Raw genomic sequence first — 16,730 nt, forward strand, 5'->3', positions numbered from 1 at the left:
CCGTCCGGGGCCGGATCTTCCGGCCCCGCCGGCGGCCCGGGTCCACGTCCGAGTCCCGGACCGGTCCCGGGTCCGAGTCCCGGACCGGTCCCGGGTCCGGGCCCCGGGTCCGCGTCCCGGACCGTCAGGACAGGGCCGCGCGCCACTCCGCGACCGCCGCCGCCGAGACCGGGTGCTCCCACCCGGAGGGCCGGGCCGCGCTGCCGATGTGGAAGGCGTCGACGCCCGCCGCCCGCAGCACCGGCAGGTGCGACAGGGTCAGCCCGCCGCCCACCAGGATCCGCGCCTCGTACCCGGGCGCCCCCGCGCTCGCCGCCTCGGCCAGCAGCACCGGCAGCCCCTCGTCGACGCCGCCGGCCGCGCCCGCCGTCAGGTAGGTGTCCAAGCCGGGCAGCTCCGCCAGCGCCTTGCGGAGCTGGTCGCGGTCCGCCGTGCGGTCGATCGCCCGGTGGAAGGTCCACCGGCAGCCGTCGAGCTCCGCGACGACCGCCTCGACGGCGGCCAGGTCCGGGCTGCCGTCCGGGTGCAGGAAGCCGAGGACGAATTCCTCCGCCCCCTCCGCGCGCAGCGCCCGCGTCTCCGCCACCAGACGTGCCAGGTCCTCGGCGGAGCCCGCCGAGAAGCCGTCCGCCTTGCGGAGCATCACGCGCAGGGGGATGTCGACCGCCGCTCTGATCCCCGCGAAGGTCTCGCGCGGCGGGGTGAGCCCGTCGGCGGCCATGTCGGTGACCAGCTCGAGTCGGTCCGCCCCACCGGCCTGGGCCGCGACCGCGTCCTCCACGTCGAGGGCGATCACCTCCAGGAGCGCACGGTTGCTCATGTCATCCATCCTTCGGAAAACTGCTCGTATGACCCTTCCGGGCCAGTATGGCAAATAGGTCTAGTCCAATATCCAGGGTACGGGCCTCCGCCCACCCTTCACCAGCACAATCACGCCACCACCACAATGTGCGCATGACATCCGACGCACACGGCGGCGCGCACGAAGACACGCGGGACGCCGCACCCCACGGCACACCCGGCGCCGCACCCCACGACACGAGCGCGCTGCGCGCCCGCTGGCGGAGCACCGTCACGGCCGCCGGCGCCGACCCCGCACACGATCCCGGCCCCTACGCGGACCGCCTCCTCGCCGCCTGGGCGGAGCCGCAGCGGAAGTACCACACCACCGCGCACCTGGCCGACGTGCTCGCGCGGATCGACGTACTCGCCGACCACGCCGCGGACCCCGCCGCCGTGCGGCTCGCGGCCTGGTTCCACGACGCCGTCTACCGGCCCGACCGCTCCGAGAACGAGGAGCGCAGCGCCGTCCTCGCCGAGCGCGCCCTGCCCGAGCTCGGCATCGGCGCGGCCCGCACCGCCGAGGTGGCCCGCCTCGTCCGCCTCACCGTCACCCACGACCCCGCCCCCGGCGACACCGACGGCGAGGCCCTCTGCGACGCCGACCTCGCCGTCCTCGCCGGCGCCCCGCAGGCCTACGCCGCGTACGCGGCCGCCGTCCGCGCCGAGTACGGCTTCGTCCCCGACGAGGCCTTCCGCGCCGGCCGCGCCGCCGTCCTGCGCCAGCTGCTGGACCTGCCCCGGCTCTTCCGCACCCCGTACGGCGCCGCGCACTGGGAGGCACCGGCCCGCGCGAACCTGGCGGCCGAGCTCGCGGAGCTCTCTTCACAGACCTGAAACGATGCGCGGGAATGTGATCCCGTTCGCGCCGGTTGATGTAGTTCATGCCCGCCGCCTCAGCCGAACGCACCCGCATGCCCGTCGCCGTCTACGTCCTCGGCCTGTCCGTCTTCGCACTCGGAACCAGCGAGTTCATGCTCTCCGGACTCCTCCCGCCGATCGCCGAGGACATGGGCGTCACCATCCCGCAGGCGGGCCTGCTCATATCCGCCTTCGCGATCGGCATGGTCGTCGGCGCGCCACTGCTGGCCGTGGCCACGCTGCGGCTGCCCCGCCGCACCACGCTCGTGTCCCTGATCAGCCTCTTCGGCCTCGGACAGGTCGCGGGCGCGCTGGCCCCCTCGTACGAGCTGCTCTTCGCCTCCCGCATCGTCTCCGCGCTCGCCTGCGCCGGGTTCTGGGCGGTCGGCGCGGCCGTGGCCATCGCGATGGTCGAGCAGCACCAGCGGGCCCGCGCCATGGCGGTCATGATCGGCGGCCTCTCCATCGCCAACGTCCTCGGCGTCCCGGCCGGCGCGTTCCTCGGCGAGAGCCTGGGCTGGCGGTCCGCGTTCTGGGCGGTGGGCGCGGCCTCCGCGGTCGCGCTCGTGGGCATCCTCGCCCTGATCCCGCGGATCCCGCTGCCGGCCGAGAAGCCGACGCTCGCCCGGGAGCTGCGCATCTACCGCGACCGCCAGGTGTGGCTGTCGATCGGTGTCACCGCGCTCGCCGCGGGCGGCGTCTTCTGCGCCTTCAGCTACCTGTCCCCGCTGCTCACGGACGTGGCCGGGCTCGATTCCGGCTGGGTGCCGTGGATCCTGGGCCTCTTCGGGGTGGGCGCGCTGCTGGGCACCACCCTGGGCGGCCGGATCGCGGACGCGCACCTCTTCGGCGTGATGCTGTGGGGCATCAGCGCCTCGACGGTCTTCCTGGCGGCGCTGGCCCTGCTGGCCTCCACGGCCGCGGCGGCGATCGCCCTCTCGTTCCTGATCGGCTTCTCGGCGTTCTTCACCGCGCCGGCGCTCAACGCGCGCATGTTCAACGTCGCGGGCGCCGCCCCGACCCTGGCGGGCGCGACGACGACGGCCGCGTTCAACCTCGGCAACACCGGCGGCCCCTGGCTCGGCGGCACCGTCATCGACGCCGGCTTCGGCTTCTCCGCCACCGCCTGGGCCGGCGCGGCGATGACGGTCACCGCGATCGCCCTGGGCATCGCGGCCCTCCGCCTGGACCGCCGCACCCCCACCCCGACCCGCCTGATCCACCCGTACCGCACCGCACGTACCGCCCCACCCGCACGGCCCTTCCAGGAAGTCCCCCCGCGCAGAGAGTGACCTCGCCATGCCCAGAACCCGCCGCCTGACCGCCGCAGCCGTCGCCCTCGCCTCGATATCCGTACTCGCCACCGCGTGTACGGGCTCGGCGTCCAACACGGCGGGCGATGACCCGAACAAGGAGGTCACCCTCAACTTCTGGCACGGCTGGTCCGCCCCCAGCGAGGTCAAGGCCATCGAGGACAACATCGCCCGGTTCCAGAAGGCGCACCCGAACATCAAGGTCAACGTCACGGGCAACATGACGGACGACAAGATCAACCAGGCGCTGCGGGCGGGCGGCGACAAGGCCCCCGACGTCGTCGCGTCCTTCACCACCGACAGCGTCGGCAAGTTCTGCAACACCGGCGCCTTCGCGGACCTGAACCCCTTCCTGAAGAAGTCCGGGGTCGACAAGGCCAAGGTCTTCCCCAAGACCCTGCTGGAGTACACCCAGTTCAACGGCAACCAGTGCACGCTGCCGCTGCTGCACGACGCGTACGGCCTCGTCTACAACAAGACCGCCTTCGACGCCGCCGGGATCACCGAACCGCCGAAGACCTGGAGCCAGTTCGAGGCGGCGGCGCAGGCGCTGACCGTCCCCAAGGGCGATTCGTACGAGCGGCTCGGCATCATGCCCACCTTCCACGGCTACGAGACGGCCCCCCAGCGCCTGGCCGCCCAGTGGAACCCGACGTACTTCGGCGCCGACGGCAAGTCCAACCTGGCCAAGGACCCCGCCTTCGCGAAGATGCTGACGGCGCAGAAGGGCCTGGTCGGCAAGCTCGGCGGCTACGAGAAGCTGGAGAAGTTCCGCAACACCTTCGGCGACGAGTGGAGCGCGGAGCACCCCTTCCACCAGGGTCTGGTGGCCATGCAGATCGACGGCGAATGGCGGGCGGCCATGGCCAAGGAGGCCGGGGTGAAGTTCGAGATCGCCACCGCGCCGATGCCCGTCCCCGACGACCAGCTCGCCGACTACGGCAAGGGCTACCTCGCCGGCACGATCATGGGCATCTCCTCGAAGAGCTCGAAGCAGAACGCCGCCTGGGAGCTCACGCAGTACATGACGTCCGACACCGACGCGGTCGTGGACTTCGCCAACGCCATCCACAACATCCCCTCGACGCTGGCCGCGCTCGAATCCCCCAGGCTCCAGGTGGCCCCGGAGTTCAAGACGTTCATCGACATCGCCAGGCACCCGAAGTCGAACACCACGCCCGCGCAGGTCGACGGCGGCACCTACCAGCTGACCTTCACCGACTTCGCGTACTCGGTCGAGAAGGGCGACGTCACGGACATCCCGGCCGGGCTCGCCAAGACCGACCAGCAGATCGACACGGACATCGCGAAGGCGAAGTAGCCACCCATGACCACGACCGCGATCCCCCCCTCCCCCGAGCTGCGGGCGAAGCGCGGCAGCTCGGCGCTGCGCACGGCGGCCTTCATGTCGCCCTGGCTGATCGGGTTCAGCGTCTTCTTCGCCTACCCGCTCGTCTCGACCGTCTACTTCTCCTTCACCAAGTACGACGGCTTCCGCCCGCCCGTCTTCAACGGGCTGGACAACTGGTCCTACGTCTTCGCCGACCTCCCGATGTTCTGGCCGGCGATGCGCAACACCCTGTGGCTGGTCCTGGTCATGGTCGCCTGCCGGGTCGCCTTCGGCCTCGGCATCGGCCTGCTCATCACGAAGATCAAGCTGGGTACGGGCGTCTTCCGCACCCTGTTCTACCTGCCCTACCTGGCCCCGCCGGTGGCGGCGACCCTGGCCTTCGTCTTCCTGCTCAACCCGGGCACCGGCCCGGTGAACACCCTGCTGGAGGCGGTCGGGCTGCCCGCGCCCGGCTGGTTCACGGACCCCGCCTGGTCCAAGCCGGCGCTGACCGCGCTCGCGGTGTGGGGGGTCGGCGACCTGATGGTCATCTTCATGGCCTCGCTGCTCGACGTACCGCGCGAGCAGTACGAGGCCGCCGAGCTGGACGGGGCCGGGCCGCTGGCGCGCTTCCGCCACATCACCCTGCCGAACATCTCCCCGATCATCCTGTTCGCGGTGGTCACCGGGGTCATCCAGGCGATGCAGTTCTACACACAGCCCCTGGTGGCGGGGAAGGTGGCGTCCGGCGTGATGGGCGGCTCGGGGCAGCAGTTCGAGCCCGGGTACCCCGAGAAGTCCACGCTGACCCTCCCCCAGGTCATCTACAACGTCGGCTTCCAGCGCTTCGACTACGGCACCGCCTGCGTGGTCGCCCTGGTGCTGTTCGCCCTCTCCATGGCCTTCACCGCGCTGCTGATGCGGCGGCGCGGCGGGCTGATCGAGGCAGGTGACTGAGGAACATGAGCCAGACCATCACCCGCGCGGAGCGGACCCCGGATCCCACCGCGTCCGGTCCCTCGCGGTCGGCGCGCGCCGTGCGCACCGCGCGCCGCCGGGCCGTCCTGCACTGGATCGCCGTGCACTCCCTCGGCGTCGCCGCGGCCCTCTTCTTCGTCCTCCCCTTCGTCTTCCTCTTCCTGACCTCGGTGATGAGCGACCAGCAGGCGCTGACCCGCGACCTGTGGCCGCGCAGCTGGGAATGGGGCAACTACGCGAAGGTGTGGGACACCCCCGGCTTCCTGACCTGGTGGCGCAACACCCTGCTGTACGCGGGCCTCGGCACCGTGCTGACCGTGGTCTCCTCGGTGCCCGTCGCCTACGCGCTCGCCAAGTTCCGCTTCCGCGGCCGGCGGCTCTCGCTGCTGCTGGTGATCGCCATGATGATGCTGCCGCCGCAGGTGGTCGTCATCCCGATGTACCTGTTCTGGGCCAAGCAGCTGGACCTGTCCGGCACGCTGTGGCCGCTGATCATCCCGATGGCCTTCGGCGACGCCTTCTCCATCTTCCTGCTGCGCCAGTTCCTGCTGACCATCCCCGACGAGTACCTGGACGCCGCCAAGGTCGACGGCTGCGGCGAGCTCCGCACCCTGCTGCGGGTGGTGCTGCCGATGGCGAAGCCCGGCATCGCCGCCGTCGCGCTGTTCCAGTTCTTCGCCGCCTGGAACGACTACTTCGGCCCGCAGATCTACGCGTCCGACAACCCGGCCGCCTGGACCCTCAGTTACGGACTGGAGTCCTTCAAGGGCGCCCACCACACCAACTGGAACCTCACCATGGCCGCGACCGTGCTGGTCATGGCCCCCGTGATCGTCCTCTTCTTCTTCGCCCAGAAGGCATTCGTCGAGGGCGTCACCCTGACCGGAGTGAAAGGCTAGTAACGATGAAACTCGCAGTGGTGGGCGGCGGTTCCACCTACACGCCCGAGCTGATCGACGGATTCGCGCGCCTGCGCGACACCCTGCCCATCAGCGAGCTCGTCCTGATCGACCCGGCGGCCGACCGGCTGGAGCTGATCGGCGGCCTGGCCCGGCGGATCTTCGCCAAGCAGGGGCACCAGGGCCGGATCACCACCACCTCCGACCTCGACGCGGGCGTCGCCGACGCGGACGCGGTGCTGCTGCAGCTGCGCATCGGCGGCCAGGCGGCCCGCCTCCAGGACGAGACCTGGCCGCTGGAGTGCGGCTGCGTCGGCCAGGAGACCACCGGCGCGGGCGGCCTCGCCAAGGCGCTGCGCACGGTGCCCGTGGTCCTCGACATCGCGGAGCGGGTGCGACGCTCCAACCCGGACGCGTGGATCATCGACTTCACCAACCCGGTCGGGATCGTCACCCGCGCCCTGCTCCAGGCCGGGCACAAGGCGGTCGGGCTGTGCAACGTCGCCATCGGCTTCCAGCGCCGGTTCGCCGCGATGCTGGACCTGACTCCGGCCGACATCCACCTCGACCACGTGGGCCTCAACCACCTCACGTGGGAGCTGGGGGTGCGCAAGGGCGGTCCGGAGGGCGAGAACCTGCTGCCGGGGCTGATCGCCGCGCACGGCGACGCCATCGCCGCGGACCTGCGCCTGCCGCGCGCGGTGCTGGACCGGCTCGGCGCCGTGCCCTCGTACTACCTGCGCTACTTCTACGCGCACGACGAGGTGGTCCGGGAGCTCGGGACCAAGCCCTCGCGGGCCGCCGAGGTCGCCGCGATGGAGAAGGAGCTGCTCGGCCTGTACGGGGATCCCGCGCTCGACGAGAAGCCGGAGCTGCTCTCCAAGCGGGGCGGGGCCTTCTACTCGGAGGCGGCCGTGGACCTGGCCGCGGCCCTGCTGGGCGACGGCGGCAGCGCCGTACAGGTGGTCAACACCCTCAACAACGGCACCCTGCCCTTCCTCCCCGACGACGCCGTCATCGAGGTGCAGGCCCGGGTGGACCGCTCCGGACCGGCGCCGCTGGCCGTACCCCGCCTGGACCCGCTGTACGCGGGGCTCGTCGGGCACGTGACGGCGTACGAGGACCTCGCGCTGGACGCGGCGCTGCGCGGCGGCCGCGAGCGGGTCTTCAAGGCCCTGCTGGCACACCCGCTGGTGGGGCAGTTCGACCTCGCCGAGGGGCTGACCGACCGGCTCCTCGCGCACAACAAGGAGCATCTGGCATGGGCGTGAGCCGGCCCGTCCCGCCGGCGGCCGCGGCGGTCCTCGCCGTGGACGCGGGCAACAGCAAGACGGACGTGGCGCTGATCGCCGCGGACGGCCGCGTCCTCGGCACCGGGCGCGCGGGCGGCTTCCAGCCCCCGCGCGTCGGGGTGGAGGCGGCGGTGGACGTCGTCGGACAGGCCGTCGCCGAGGCGGTCGAGGCCGCCGGGATGGCGCACCTCGCGCCCGGCAGTCCGTACGCCGTCCAGGTCTCGGCCTGTCTGGCCAACGCGGACCTGCCGGTGGAGGAGCTCCAGCTCGCGCGGGCCATCGGCGCGCGCGGCTGGGGCACGGCCACCGAGGTGCGCAACGACACCTTCGCGATCCTGCGGGCCGGGCTGACCGGGGCCGGGGGGCCGCGCGGGGTCGCGGTGGTGTGCGGGGCCGGGATCAACTGCGTGGGCATGCTGCCCGACGGGCGCACGGCCCGCTTCCCGGCGCTCGGGCAGATCTCGGGCGACTGGGGCGGCGGCGGCGGACTGGCCTTCGAGGCCATGTGGTGGGCGGCGCGCGCCGAGGACGGACGCGGCGGGCCGACCGCTCTCGCGGCGGCCCTGCCGGGCCACTTCGGGCTGGGTTCCATGTACGCACTGATCGAGGCGGTCCACCTGGGCACGATCGCGCCCGGCCGCGTCCACGAGCTCGTGCCCGTGCTGTTCGCGGCGGCCGCGGGCGGCGACGCGGTCGCCTCGGCGCTCGTCGAGCGGCAGGCCGAGGAGGTGGTGGCGCTGGCGTCGGTGGCGCTGGACCGGCTCGGACTGCTGGGCGAGGAGGCGCCCGTACTGCTCGGCGGCGGCGTGCTGGCCGCCCGGCACCCGCAGCTGAACGGGCGGATCGGGGAGCTGCTCGCCGAGCGGGCCCCGTACGCCCTGCTGTCGGTGGTGACGGCCCCGCCGGTGCTGGGCGCCGGCCTGCTGGGGCTGGACGCGATCGGCGCGGGCCCCGAGGCCCACGGCAAGCTGCGTGCCCATTTCGGTTGAATGCTCCTCGCCCGAAAGGACGCCGACACCCCCGACCCGAAAGAGTGACCCCCGTGGGCGACCGGTCAGGAACCACGGAGGGCTCCGGGGCGTATTCACGGTGAAGGGGTGACGGAGGGGTCTGTCTCGTATACCCATCTGACGCTGCCGACGTTACGGGGGTGGGCCGGGAAGTGGGGGTGGGCCCGTCCGGGCGCTGGGGAGCCGAGGTCACACCCCATCTTCGCCCATGCCGCAGGGGCCCGTGTTTCACGTGAAACATCACCTCGGCGGAGCGGGCGACGAACGCGGGCGGTGTTTCACGTGAAACACCGCCACATGGTTGTCAGTGGTGGGTGGAAGGATCTCCTCGCCAATTCAGACGAGGACGTCACACGGGGGGCGCCGTGCTCATCCCTTCAGCTCGGAAGTCGGATTGCGATGCCTGTGGCGGCCCGCACGCCAAGTGGGTCGCGAGTCTGTGGATGGCTCTCTGCGCGGCCTGTGAACGGGCGGACGCCGCCCATCCGGAGCGCGAACCGGTTCTGGTGGGCGAGGTTCTGGCGGGCGAGGCCTATGCCCTGTTCCGCTCGTGTCGCGGCGCGGGTGCGCCCGGCGCGCGGCGTGACACGGGCCGGGGCGGCGGTCGTAGGCTCGGGGCATGACTCTGCGCCTGAGCACCGTGATCCTTCCCGTCCACCGCTGGCACGAAGGGGGACGCGACCGCTGGCAGCGGGCCGAGGAACTGGGGTTCCACGCCGCCTACACCTATGACCACCTGTCCTGGCGGACCTTCCGGGACGGCCCGTGGTTCGGTGCGCTGCCGACGCTCACGGCGGCCGCGACGGCGACGCAGCGCCTGCGGCTGGGCACGCTCGTCACATCGCCGAACTTCCGCCATCCGGTGACGCTGGCCAAGGACCTGATGTCCCTCGACGACATCTCGGGCGGCCGGATCACCCTCGGCATCGGCGCCGGCGGCAACGGCTTCGACGCCACCGCGCTGGGCCAGGAGCCCTGGACCCCGAGGGAGCGGGCCGACCGCTTCGGAGAGTTCCTGCCGCTGCTCGACCGGCTGCTCACCGAGGCGGACGTCTCCCAGGAGGGCACTTTCTACTCGGCCGTGGAGGCCCGCAACATCCCCGGCTGCGTCCAGCGGCCCCGGCTGCCCTTCGCCGTCGCCGCGACCGGCCCGCGCGGGCTGAAGCTCGCCGCGCGGTACGGGCAGGCATGGGTGACGACGGGTGACCCGAAGATCTTCGAGGAGGGCACCCCGGAGGACTCGGTGGAGGCCCTGCGCGGCCAGATCGCCAAGCTCGGCAAGGCGTGCGCGGAGTCCGGCCGGGACGTGGCCGGGCTGGACAAGGTGCTGCTCACGGGCTTCACCCCGGACCGGGGCCGCCCGCTGGAATCCGTGGACGCCTTCGTGGACTTCGCCGGCCGCCACCAAGAGCTCGGCTTCACGGAACTCGTGATCCACTGGCCGATCCCCGAGTCCGATTTCGCCGCCGACCAGCAGGTCTTCGAGCGGATCGCCACCGAGGGTCTCGCCCAGCTGGGCTGATCCGGATCCCGCCGTCACCGCTTCGACGGCGGGGGCGGCGGGATCCGGGCGGCGGCGTCAGGACGAGGTGCGCAGCAGGTTGTCCCGGGTGCGCTCGGCCTGCTCCGTCAGCCATTTCGGTGCGGTGCCCTCGGGCAGGGCCCGCACCTCGGCCGCCAGCGCGTCGAGCAGGGCGGCTCCGGCCTCGGGGCGGCCCAGCTCGTGCTGGGTCCAGGCGGCGTTGTTCACGCAGTGGTAGCGGGCCTCCAGGTGGGCCGGACCCAGCTCGGCGTAGAGGGCGGCGGCCCGCTCCCAGAGCCGGATTTCCTCCAGGCGCAGGGCCTCGAGCTCCGCCGCGCCGAGGAGCTCGGCGCGGCCGGAGGCAGTGTCCCCGGCACCGTCTCCGGAACCGTCCCCGTCCTCCTCCTCGCCGGTGTCCTCCTCGTGCGCGGAGACCCGCCGGTCGAGTACCTGGGCCAGCTGGTTCCAGGTCTCGGCGAGCTCGGCCCGCGCCTCCGTGGCTTCCGGGTCTTCGGCCAGGACGGCGCTCAGCACCTCCACCGCCTCCTCCATCCGTGCCCGGGCCCGCGCCACCACCGCGTTGGAGACCTCCTCGCGCAGCCCCAGCCAGGCCAGCGAGCGCAGGATCCGGACCTCGGCGATCGGCGCGTCCTGGGACCGGCGGTGCAGGTCGAGGGCCCGCTCGTACGCCGCGACCGCCTCCGGCACGAGCTGTGCCTCGGAGAGCCGGTCGGCCGCCGCCTGGGCGAAGTGGGCCTGCGGGCGCGGGTCCTCCCAGTCCTTGGTCGCCTCCGCCGCCAGCAGGTACTGCTCCGCCGCGCCCCGGGGGTCCCTCAGGTCGCGCAGCAGGTCGCCCAGGAACTCCCGTACGGAGACGGCCTGGCCCTCGCCGTGCTCCAGCAGGTCCGGCAGGGTCGACTGCAGGACCTCGGCCGCCTCGGCGGTCCGGCCCTCCCGGGCGTGGCACCGGGCGAGCAGCAGCCGGGCCTGGGCCCCGCCGTCGGCGGAGAGACCGGCCTGGTCGAACCAGTGCGCCGCCTCCAGGGCGTGCCCGGCGGCCTCCGCGTCCGCCTCGCCCCGGCGGACCAGGACATCGGCCAGGGTGAGCCGTACGACGCCCTGCGTCTCGGGGTCGGTGACCTCGGAGGCGTGCGCCAGCGCCGCGCGCGCCGCCTCCCGCGCATCCTCGGCGCGGTCCAGCGACAGCAGGACGCCGGCCCGCAGCACCAGCGGGTCCACGGCCAGCCAGGGCCGGCCCGAAGCGAGCGCCCGGTCGGCGCAGGCGGCGAGCAGGGCCACGGCCCGCTCCGGGTCGCCCTCCGAGAGCGCGAGGCGGCCCAGCATCTCCTCGGCCTCCGCCGCCACGTCCGGCAGGGCCGGCCCGTAGGCGTCGACGAAGGAGCGGAGCTCGGCGGCCAGTTCGCCGTGTCCGTGGTCCTGCCCGCCGCCGTGCGCGTGCCCGTGCGCGTGCTCGTGTGCGTCTCCGGCAGCCTCGAGCGAGCGCAGGTACGACTCCACCCGGATCGAGGTCAGTTCCGCGTAGGCGATCCGCCGGGTCCGCAGCGGCTCGTCCGCGTCCAGTGCCTCGGCGGCGCGCAGAGCCACCGAGATCAGCTTGCGCAGCTCCCCCGCACCGGTCCCGGACTGCGCGGCCACGGTCGCGAGCCGCAGCTCGGCCAGGGCCGCGCGCTCGGCCCGACCGAGCTCCCGGTAGCCCTCGCGTACGCCGGCCAGCAGTTCCGCGGCCTCGGGGGCCCCGGCCCGGGCGGCCGTCAGGGCGCGGTGGTCCGCCAGGTCGGCGGCGACCAGCGGGTCCGTCCCGGCCTCGGGGCGTGCGGCCACCCCGGCCCACAGCGCGTCCGCCCCCGGGTGTCCGAGCTCCCGGGCCGCGCGGGCCCGCTCCACCAGCTCCGCGAAGCCCTCGGCCGAGGCCGACGCCGAAGACGAGGCCGACGCCGATGCGGAGGCCGGCCCCGGCCCCTTGGGCACGGGTGCGGAGGCCGCGGGCGGCAGCGCCGGGCTGCGCACGCCCAGCGGCAGGGCGTCGAGGAGCGGAGCCCGGCCGATGCGTTCGGCGAGCCGGTCGGAGACCCGGGTGGTGCCGTTGCGCTCGTCGAAACGCCGGGCGATCGCCAGGGCTTCCTCGCGCAGGATCCCGTGGAGCTCGTCCGCCGTGCGCGCGGCGCCCTCGTAGGAGACGGACAGGTCCGCGCCGTGCCCGAGTTCGCCCAGGCGGCGCAGGAGCACGAGGATGCCGCCGTAGAACTGCATCTGCGCCTCGACGTCCACGAGCGGCCCCAGCCGGGCGGCGTGCTCGGCGAGGATCTCCAGCCCGCGGGCCTCGTTGCCGGTCAGCGCGCAGAATTCGATGTGCTCGCCGATGGAGCGCAGCAGGCTCTCGTTGCCCCGTGCCATGCGGTAGCCCCGCAGGTGGTGGGCGCGGGCTTCGGCGCCGCGGCCGAGCCGGACCAGGGGCAGCAGGGAGCGGGCGAGTAACCGGTGGGGCTCCTCCAGGCAGCTCTGCTTGCCCGCCAGCACGGGTTCCCAGATGTCGACGGCCTTCGCGTCGTCGCCGCGGCTGGCCCAGAACCAGCCCTGGGAGTTGGTCTCGCAGGCGTGGCAGTCGCTCATCGGGTCGCGGTCGGCGGCCTGCCAGCGGAGGACGGCCCGCTCCGCCCGCTCGTCGTCGCCGGTGGCGTCGGCGAGGTAGAACTCGCTCTGGCGCACCGCGCGTTCGCTGTATCCGGCGAGCCGGTAGCGCCGCTCCATGTCCTCCAGCCAGCCGGTGACCGAGGACAGGGGGATCTCGGGCGAGCTGACGAGTTGGCCTGACACCCATTTGAACCGCCAGAACAGGGCGTGGGCCTGGCTGCCGTCGAAGCCGCCCGGGTCGCGGTCGTACTCCTGGAGCAGCCGGGCGAAGGGGACCACCATGCGGGTCCGCTCGGAGCTGTACTCGTAGGCGTCGATCTGGTTGAGCAGCGCCTGGCGGAACAGGCCGCTGTCGCCGCAGGCTTCGGCGGCGTTCGCCAGTGCCTCAGCCTGCGCGCTGCGCGCGGTTCCGTTGGGCAGGCACTGGTTCTCGTGCAGTGCCCGGCGGATTTCCGCCGCGGTCATCGTGCTCACTTCTGGCCTTCCTGGGTGACAGCGCTGCCACCGGGATGTGTCGCCCATTCCAGGAGTCCGAGGAAGGCCCGGTTGAGCAGGGTGGCGTCGGCCGGGCGCAGCGGCCGCTGGGACATCAGCAGGGCCTGGCCGTAGAGCGATTCGACGGCGGTGGCGGTCAGCGCCTCGTCGGGGAGGGCGGCGATCCGGCGGATCAGCGGGTTGTTGTGGTTGAGGACGAGGCGGGCGCGCGGCGCGGAGCCGCGGAGCGCGCCGAGGATGCCGCTCCACAGCGAGTCGGCGCTGTCGAGGGCGGCCGTTCGGTCGCGTTCCTGGCGGGCCTGACGGTCGTCGAGGTAGAGCGCGGGGATGGAGACGGGCTGGAAGGCGCGGAGCGCGACGTCGCAGCTCTGGGGTTCCAGCCGGGTGCGGGCGGTGGCCAGGAAGGGGGCCAGGGCCAGTTCGGCGGAGGTGGGGACCGGGTCGAGGCGTTCCGTGACGGCTCCGGCGTCGAGCTCGGTGACCTTGAGGTCGGGCCGTACGGAGGGCAGCAGGGCCAGCAGGTCGGCGTCGTAGGTGTAGCCGGCGTTGATGACGCCGAGGCCGTGGGCCGCCGCGATCGGGGCGATCTGGCGGAACTCCTCCACCGTGCGCGTGAAGTGGATGTCGGTGTGCGCGGCCGCGAACTCCTCGAGGCTCATCGAGCCGTCGCTGGTCTCGAACGGCAGCCAGGGCAGCATCAGTCCGAGCAGCTCGGAGTCGTGCCGGGCCATGGACTTCACACCGAGGTGGTGGACGCTCAGGAAGGCGGCGAGGCGCTCCGGGTCGCTCGCGGCGAGCTCGGCGAGCCAGGTGCGGACGCGGGCGCCGAGGGCCTCGCGCACGGCGGAGAGGGTCTCGTCGTCGTACAGGTTCTCGCGGGAGGCGGTTGGCCGCAGCGTGTCGGTGTCGATGACGGCGCGGACGAAGAACGCCCAGTCGGGCAGCAGGCTGTCGGCCTTGTCGGTCAGCAGCATGCCCTTGAGGTGGACGCGGTGTCCGGACCGGTGGGCGGGGCTGGTCGGCTCGGGCAGGACGTACGCGACGCCGCGCACGCCGGCGACGGGCAGGTCGAGGTCGATGCTGTCGAGCGGGGTGAAGCCGAACAGCGCCGCGCAGTGCCCGGCGAGGGCGACGCGGCGCTGTTCGGCTTCACCCCGCTCGACAGCATCGCCACCACCACCACGATCGCGATCGCGATCTTCCAAGCTCGTGTCACATCCCACCCCTCCCGGCGCCCGGCGGTCATGTGAAGCCGACCCTCTTCACCGATGGCAGCAAGACCGCTTCCGGGGGACGTCAGGACAACAACTGTGCCCAGGCGTTCCGCTTTCCGGGTTGCCGCCCGCGCGGCCCCGCGGTCCGGTGGGGCTCGTCAGCCCCTGGACGCCCCGCTCGGGGACGAGCGTCCGAGCCGCTGCCGCGGCTCAGTCGTCCGGACCGCAGACGGTGCCGTCGGGCCGCCGGAGGGAGTACCAGACCATGCCCTCCTGCGAGGTCGTCGGCTCGCCGCCGCCGACAGGGTCGAGGGTGTAGAAGGCCGAGATGAAGCCTTCGGTGATGGCGTCCAGGACGCCGTCCCAGGGGATGGTGTAGCCGACCGAGGTAATGTCGGCGGGGACGTCCACGACTCCCCGGGTCCAAGCGGCCAGGGTCTGTCCGGTGGAATCGCCGTAGACCGAGACGTCGAAGGTGACCTTGTCGCCGGCCTTGAACGGTATCCCGTCCACCATGACGAGGACGCCGTTCCAGGGCTTCTGCGCCCATGTGATCCAGCCGGGGGAATCCTCGTAGGGAAACTCCGGGTAGTCGAGCTCGATGGACATGCGGACTCCTCACCGCCGAAGGGACAACACGGCGAAGTGCCGTACCGGGCCTACTTCTGCGGTGCCAGGGTGCGCAGGACGTCGAACTCGTTGCCCTCGGGGTCCGCCATGACCACCCAGCTTCGGTCCGCGCCCTGGCCCACATCCGTCGTGGTGGCGCCGAGGCCGATCAACCTGGCCACCTCGTCCGCGGTACTGCCGTCGATCGGGCTGACATCGAGGTGGAGCCGGTTCTTCACGGCCTTGCCCTCGGGCACCCGGATGAACACCAGGGTGGGCGGCATCTGGCGGGCCCGAACGTCCTCCACGGTCGGCACCCAGGAACCGATCTCGACCAGGCCCTCGCTCCGGTCGATCACCTTGAAGTCCAGGACCTCGCACCAGAACGCCGCGAGCCTCTCCGGATCGGGGCAGTCAACGGTCAACTCGGTGAACCTGCTTGTCACAACTCTCCCAGGCAGTGCCGACGGGGATCAGCGTACGTCTCCCATCCGACGGACCCGAGATCTTTTCTACTCGCCCGGCACCGCGCCTTGCGTCGCACCCGGACCCGTTCCCCAGCCGCGCTCGACCGACCGGCGGCATCGGTCGGGCTCGTCTCCCGCGCTGGTGAACAGTGCCGTCAGCAGGGGTGCGCCGTACTGGAGTGCCTGGTGCGGCAGAGGGCCCGTGGCGACGAGCGAGGCGAGTCCGTGCCCGATGGTCCAGCTCTGCGTCGCCAGTTCCAGCGGATCGACCTCCTCACGGAAGCGGTCGGCCGCCTTGGCGCGGTCGATGGCGCGGACCAGGCGGTGCAGGGTCTCGTCCGCCGCGCCGGCGTCTTCGAGGTCGAATCCCGCATCGAACATGACGCGGTAGAGATCGGGGTTCTCCACGGCATTGGCCTGGTACGCGGCCCCCAGTGCGGCGAGGTCCCGTACCGGGTCCGCGGACATCTTGACGGCCGCGAGCCGGGTGGCCAGGCGGGTGAAGCCCTCCTGTCTCAGCGCCTTCCACAGCCCGTCCATGCCGCCGAAGTAGGTGTAGACGGCCATCGTCGACACGCCGGTTCCCGCGACCAGGGTGCGGAGTGTGACCGGTTGCCTCGTCCGCAGCATCTGCGCCGCCCGGTCGAGCAGCAGGGAGCGGACCGCTGGATCCTTCGTTCTCGCCATGGGCCCACAATACATAGCATCGCTATGCTTTCATGGGGTGCTGATCTTGTGGTCCCGTACGTCAAGAGGAAGAGGCCGTACATGCCCGTGACACTGGTCAATCCCGAGGGGTTGCCTAAGCCCGAGGTCTACCGGCAGTTGTCGGTGGCCACCGGATCGAAGCTGGTGTTCCTCGCGGGGCAGGTCGCCCGCGATGCCGACGGCCGGCCCGTGGGCGAGGGCGACTTCGCCGCCCAGGTCGAGCAGTGCTACCTCAACATCGCCACCGCTCTGGCCGGGATCGGCGGCTCCTTCGACGACGTGGCGAAGCTGACCGTCTACGTCGTCGACTGGAGTCCCGAGAAGATGCCCCTGCTGGGCGAGGGCGTGGGCCGGGCGGCAGCGAAGCTCGGCATCGATCCGGTCAAGCCGATCACCCTGCTGGGCGTTGCGGCGCTGGGGGAACCGGACCTCCTCGTCGAGGTCGAAGCCACCGCGGTCCTCCCCTAGTGCTGTGACCGCCTGCCCCGGGAGCACGGGGCGGATCCGCTCCGTGCTCCCGGGGCAGGCGGCGGCCGCGAA

The 16,730-nt window shown here is 72.5% G+C and carries 14 protein-coding genes and 1 pseudogene; 9 read left to right on the forward strand and 6 right to left on the reverse strand.

The genetic code is table 11. From position 1 onward, the window contains the following. Positions 1–124 precede the first annotated feature (124 nt). The gene (locus tag DRB89_RS38070; protein WP_112451813.1) at positions 125–820 is read right to left on the reverse strand and encodes a copper homeostasis protein CutC; all 696 of its coding nucleotides are present in this window, start codon (positions 818–820) and stop codon (positions 125–127) included. Positions 821–954: 134 nt separating this feature from the next. On the opposite strand from DRB89_RS38070, the gene DRB89_RS38075 reads away from it, so the two are divergent. The 8 genes from DRB89_RS38075 (at position 955) to DRB89_RS38110 (ending at position 10,045) form a co-directional block, all read left to right on the forward strand. Beyond that, positions 955–1,677, forward strand: coding sequence for a hypothetical protein (locus DRB89_RS38075; protein WP_239516579.1), 723 nt, complete (start codon positions 955–957; stop codon positions 1,675–1,677). Between the two features lie 77 nt (positions 1,678–1,754). Then, on the forward strand, positions 1,755–2,993 hold the full coding sequence (locus DRB89_RS38080; protein ID WP_239516925.1) for a Cmx/CmrA family chloramphenicol efflux MFS transporter: 1,239 nt from the start codon (positions 1,755–1,757) through the stop codon (positions 2,991–2,993). 7 nt (positions 2,994–3,000) lie between these two features. After that, positions 3,001–4,335, forward strand: coding sequence for an ABC transporter substrate-binding protein (locus tag DRB89_RS38085; protein ID WP_112448845.1), 1,335 nt, complete (start codon positions 3,001–3,003; stop codon positions 4,333–4,335). 6 nt (positions 4,336–4,341) lie between these two features. Continuing rightward, a complete protein-coding gene (locus tag DRB89_RS38090; protein ID WP_112448846.1) occupies positions 4,342–5,301 on the forward strand; it encodes a sugar ABC transporter permease in 960 nt (319 codons plus the stop codon). A gap of 5 nt (positions 5,302–5,306) precedes the next feature. Next, positions 5,307–6,221 carry a carbohydrate ABC transporter permease gene (locus DRB89_RS38095; protein ID WP_239516580.1) on the forward strand — a complete coding sequence of 305 codons (915 nt, stop codon included), beginning with the start codon at positions 5,307–5,309 and terminating at the stop codon, positions 6,219–6,221. Between the two features lie 5 nt (positions 6,222–6,226). Next, positions 6,227–7,492: a 6-phospho-beta-glucosidase gene (locus tag DRB89_RS38100; protein ID WP_112448847.1), complete on the forward strand. Its 1,266-nt coding sequence runs from the start codon at positions 6,227–6,229 to the stop codon at positions 7,490–7,492. After that, positions 7,483–8,502 (forward strand): BadF/BadG/BcrA/BcrD ATPase family protein, encoded by a 1,020-nt coding sequence (locus DRB89_RS38105; RefSeq protein ID WP_112448848.1) that lies wholly within the window; start codon positions 7,483–7,485, stop codon positions 8,500–8,502. Before DRB89_RS38100 ends, DRB89_RS38105 begins: the two co-directional genes overlap by 10 nt. Before the next feature lie 640 nt (positions 8,503–9,142). Further along, positions 9,143–10,045 (forward strand): LLM class flavin-dependent oxidoreductase, encoded by a 903-nt coding sequence (locus DRB89_RS38110; protein WP_112448081.1) that lies wholly within the window; start codon positions 9,143–9,145, stop codon positions 10,043–10,045. A 57-nt stretch (positions 10,046–10,102) separates the two neighbouring features. On the opposite strand, the gene DRB89_RS38115 is transcribed toward DRB89_RS38110, so the two are convergent. The 5 genes and pseudogenes from DRB89_RS38115 to DRB89_RS38135 all read right to left on the reverse strand — a co-directional run bounded on the left by DRB89_RS38115 (position 10,103) and on the right by DRB89_RS38135 (position 16,169). Further along, positions 10,103–13,171 (reverse strand): tetratricopeptide repeat protein, encoded by a 3,069-nt coding sequence (locus tag DRB89_RS38115; RefSeq protein WP_112448080.1) that lies wholly within the window; start codon positions 13,169–13,171, stop codon positions 10,103–10,105. Then, a pseudogene (locus DRB89_RS38120) lies at positions 13,168–14,331 on the reverse strand (HSP90 family protein); the annotation flags it as partial. The gene DRB89_RS38115 and the pseudogene DRB89_RS38120, both read right to left, overlap by 4 nt. 285 nt (positions 14,332–14,616) lie before the next feature. After that, on the reverse strand, positions 14,617–15,015 hold the full coding sequence (locus DRB89_RS38125) for a hypothetical protein (RefSeq protein ID WP_112451262.1): 399 nt from the start codon (positions 15,013–15,015) through the stop codon (positions 14,617–14,619). Positions 15,016–15,065: 50 nt separating this feature from the next. Next, a complete protein-coding gene (locus DRB89_RS38130; protein WP_112451261.1) occupies positions 15,066–15,461 on the reverse strand; it encodes a VOC family protein in 396 nt (131 codons plus the stop codon). Positions 15,462–15,527: 66 nt separating this feature from the next. Next, complete coding sequence (locus DRB89_RS38135) at positions 15,528–16,169, reverse strand: TetR/AcrR family transcriptional regulator (protein ID WP_112451260.1); 642 nt, start codon at positions 16,167–16,169, stop codon at positions 15,528–15,530. Positions 16,170–16,250: 81 nt separating this feature from the next. On the opposite strand from DRB89_RS38135, the gene DRB89_RS38140 reads away from it, so the two are divergent. Then, positions 16,251–16,658 (forward strand): RidA family protein, encoded by a 408-nt coding sequence (locus DRB89_RS38140; protein ID WP_112451259.1) that lies wholly within the window; start codon positions 16,251–16,253, stop codon positions 16,656–16,658. Positions 16,659–16,730 lie beyond the last annotated feature (72 nt).

Source organism: Streptomyces sp. ICC4 (genome assembly GCF_003287915.1).
GTDB lineage: Bacteria > Actinomycetota > Actinomycetes > Streptomycetales > Streptomycetaceae > Streptomyces > Streptomyces tritrimontium.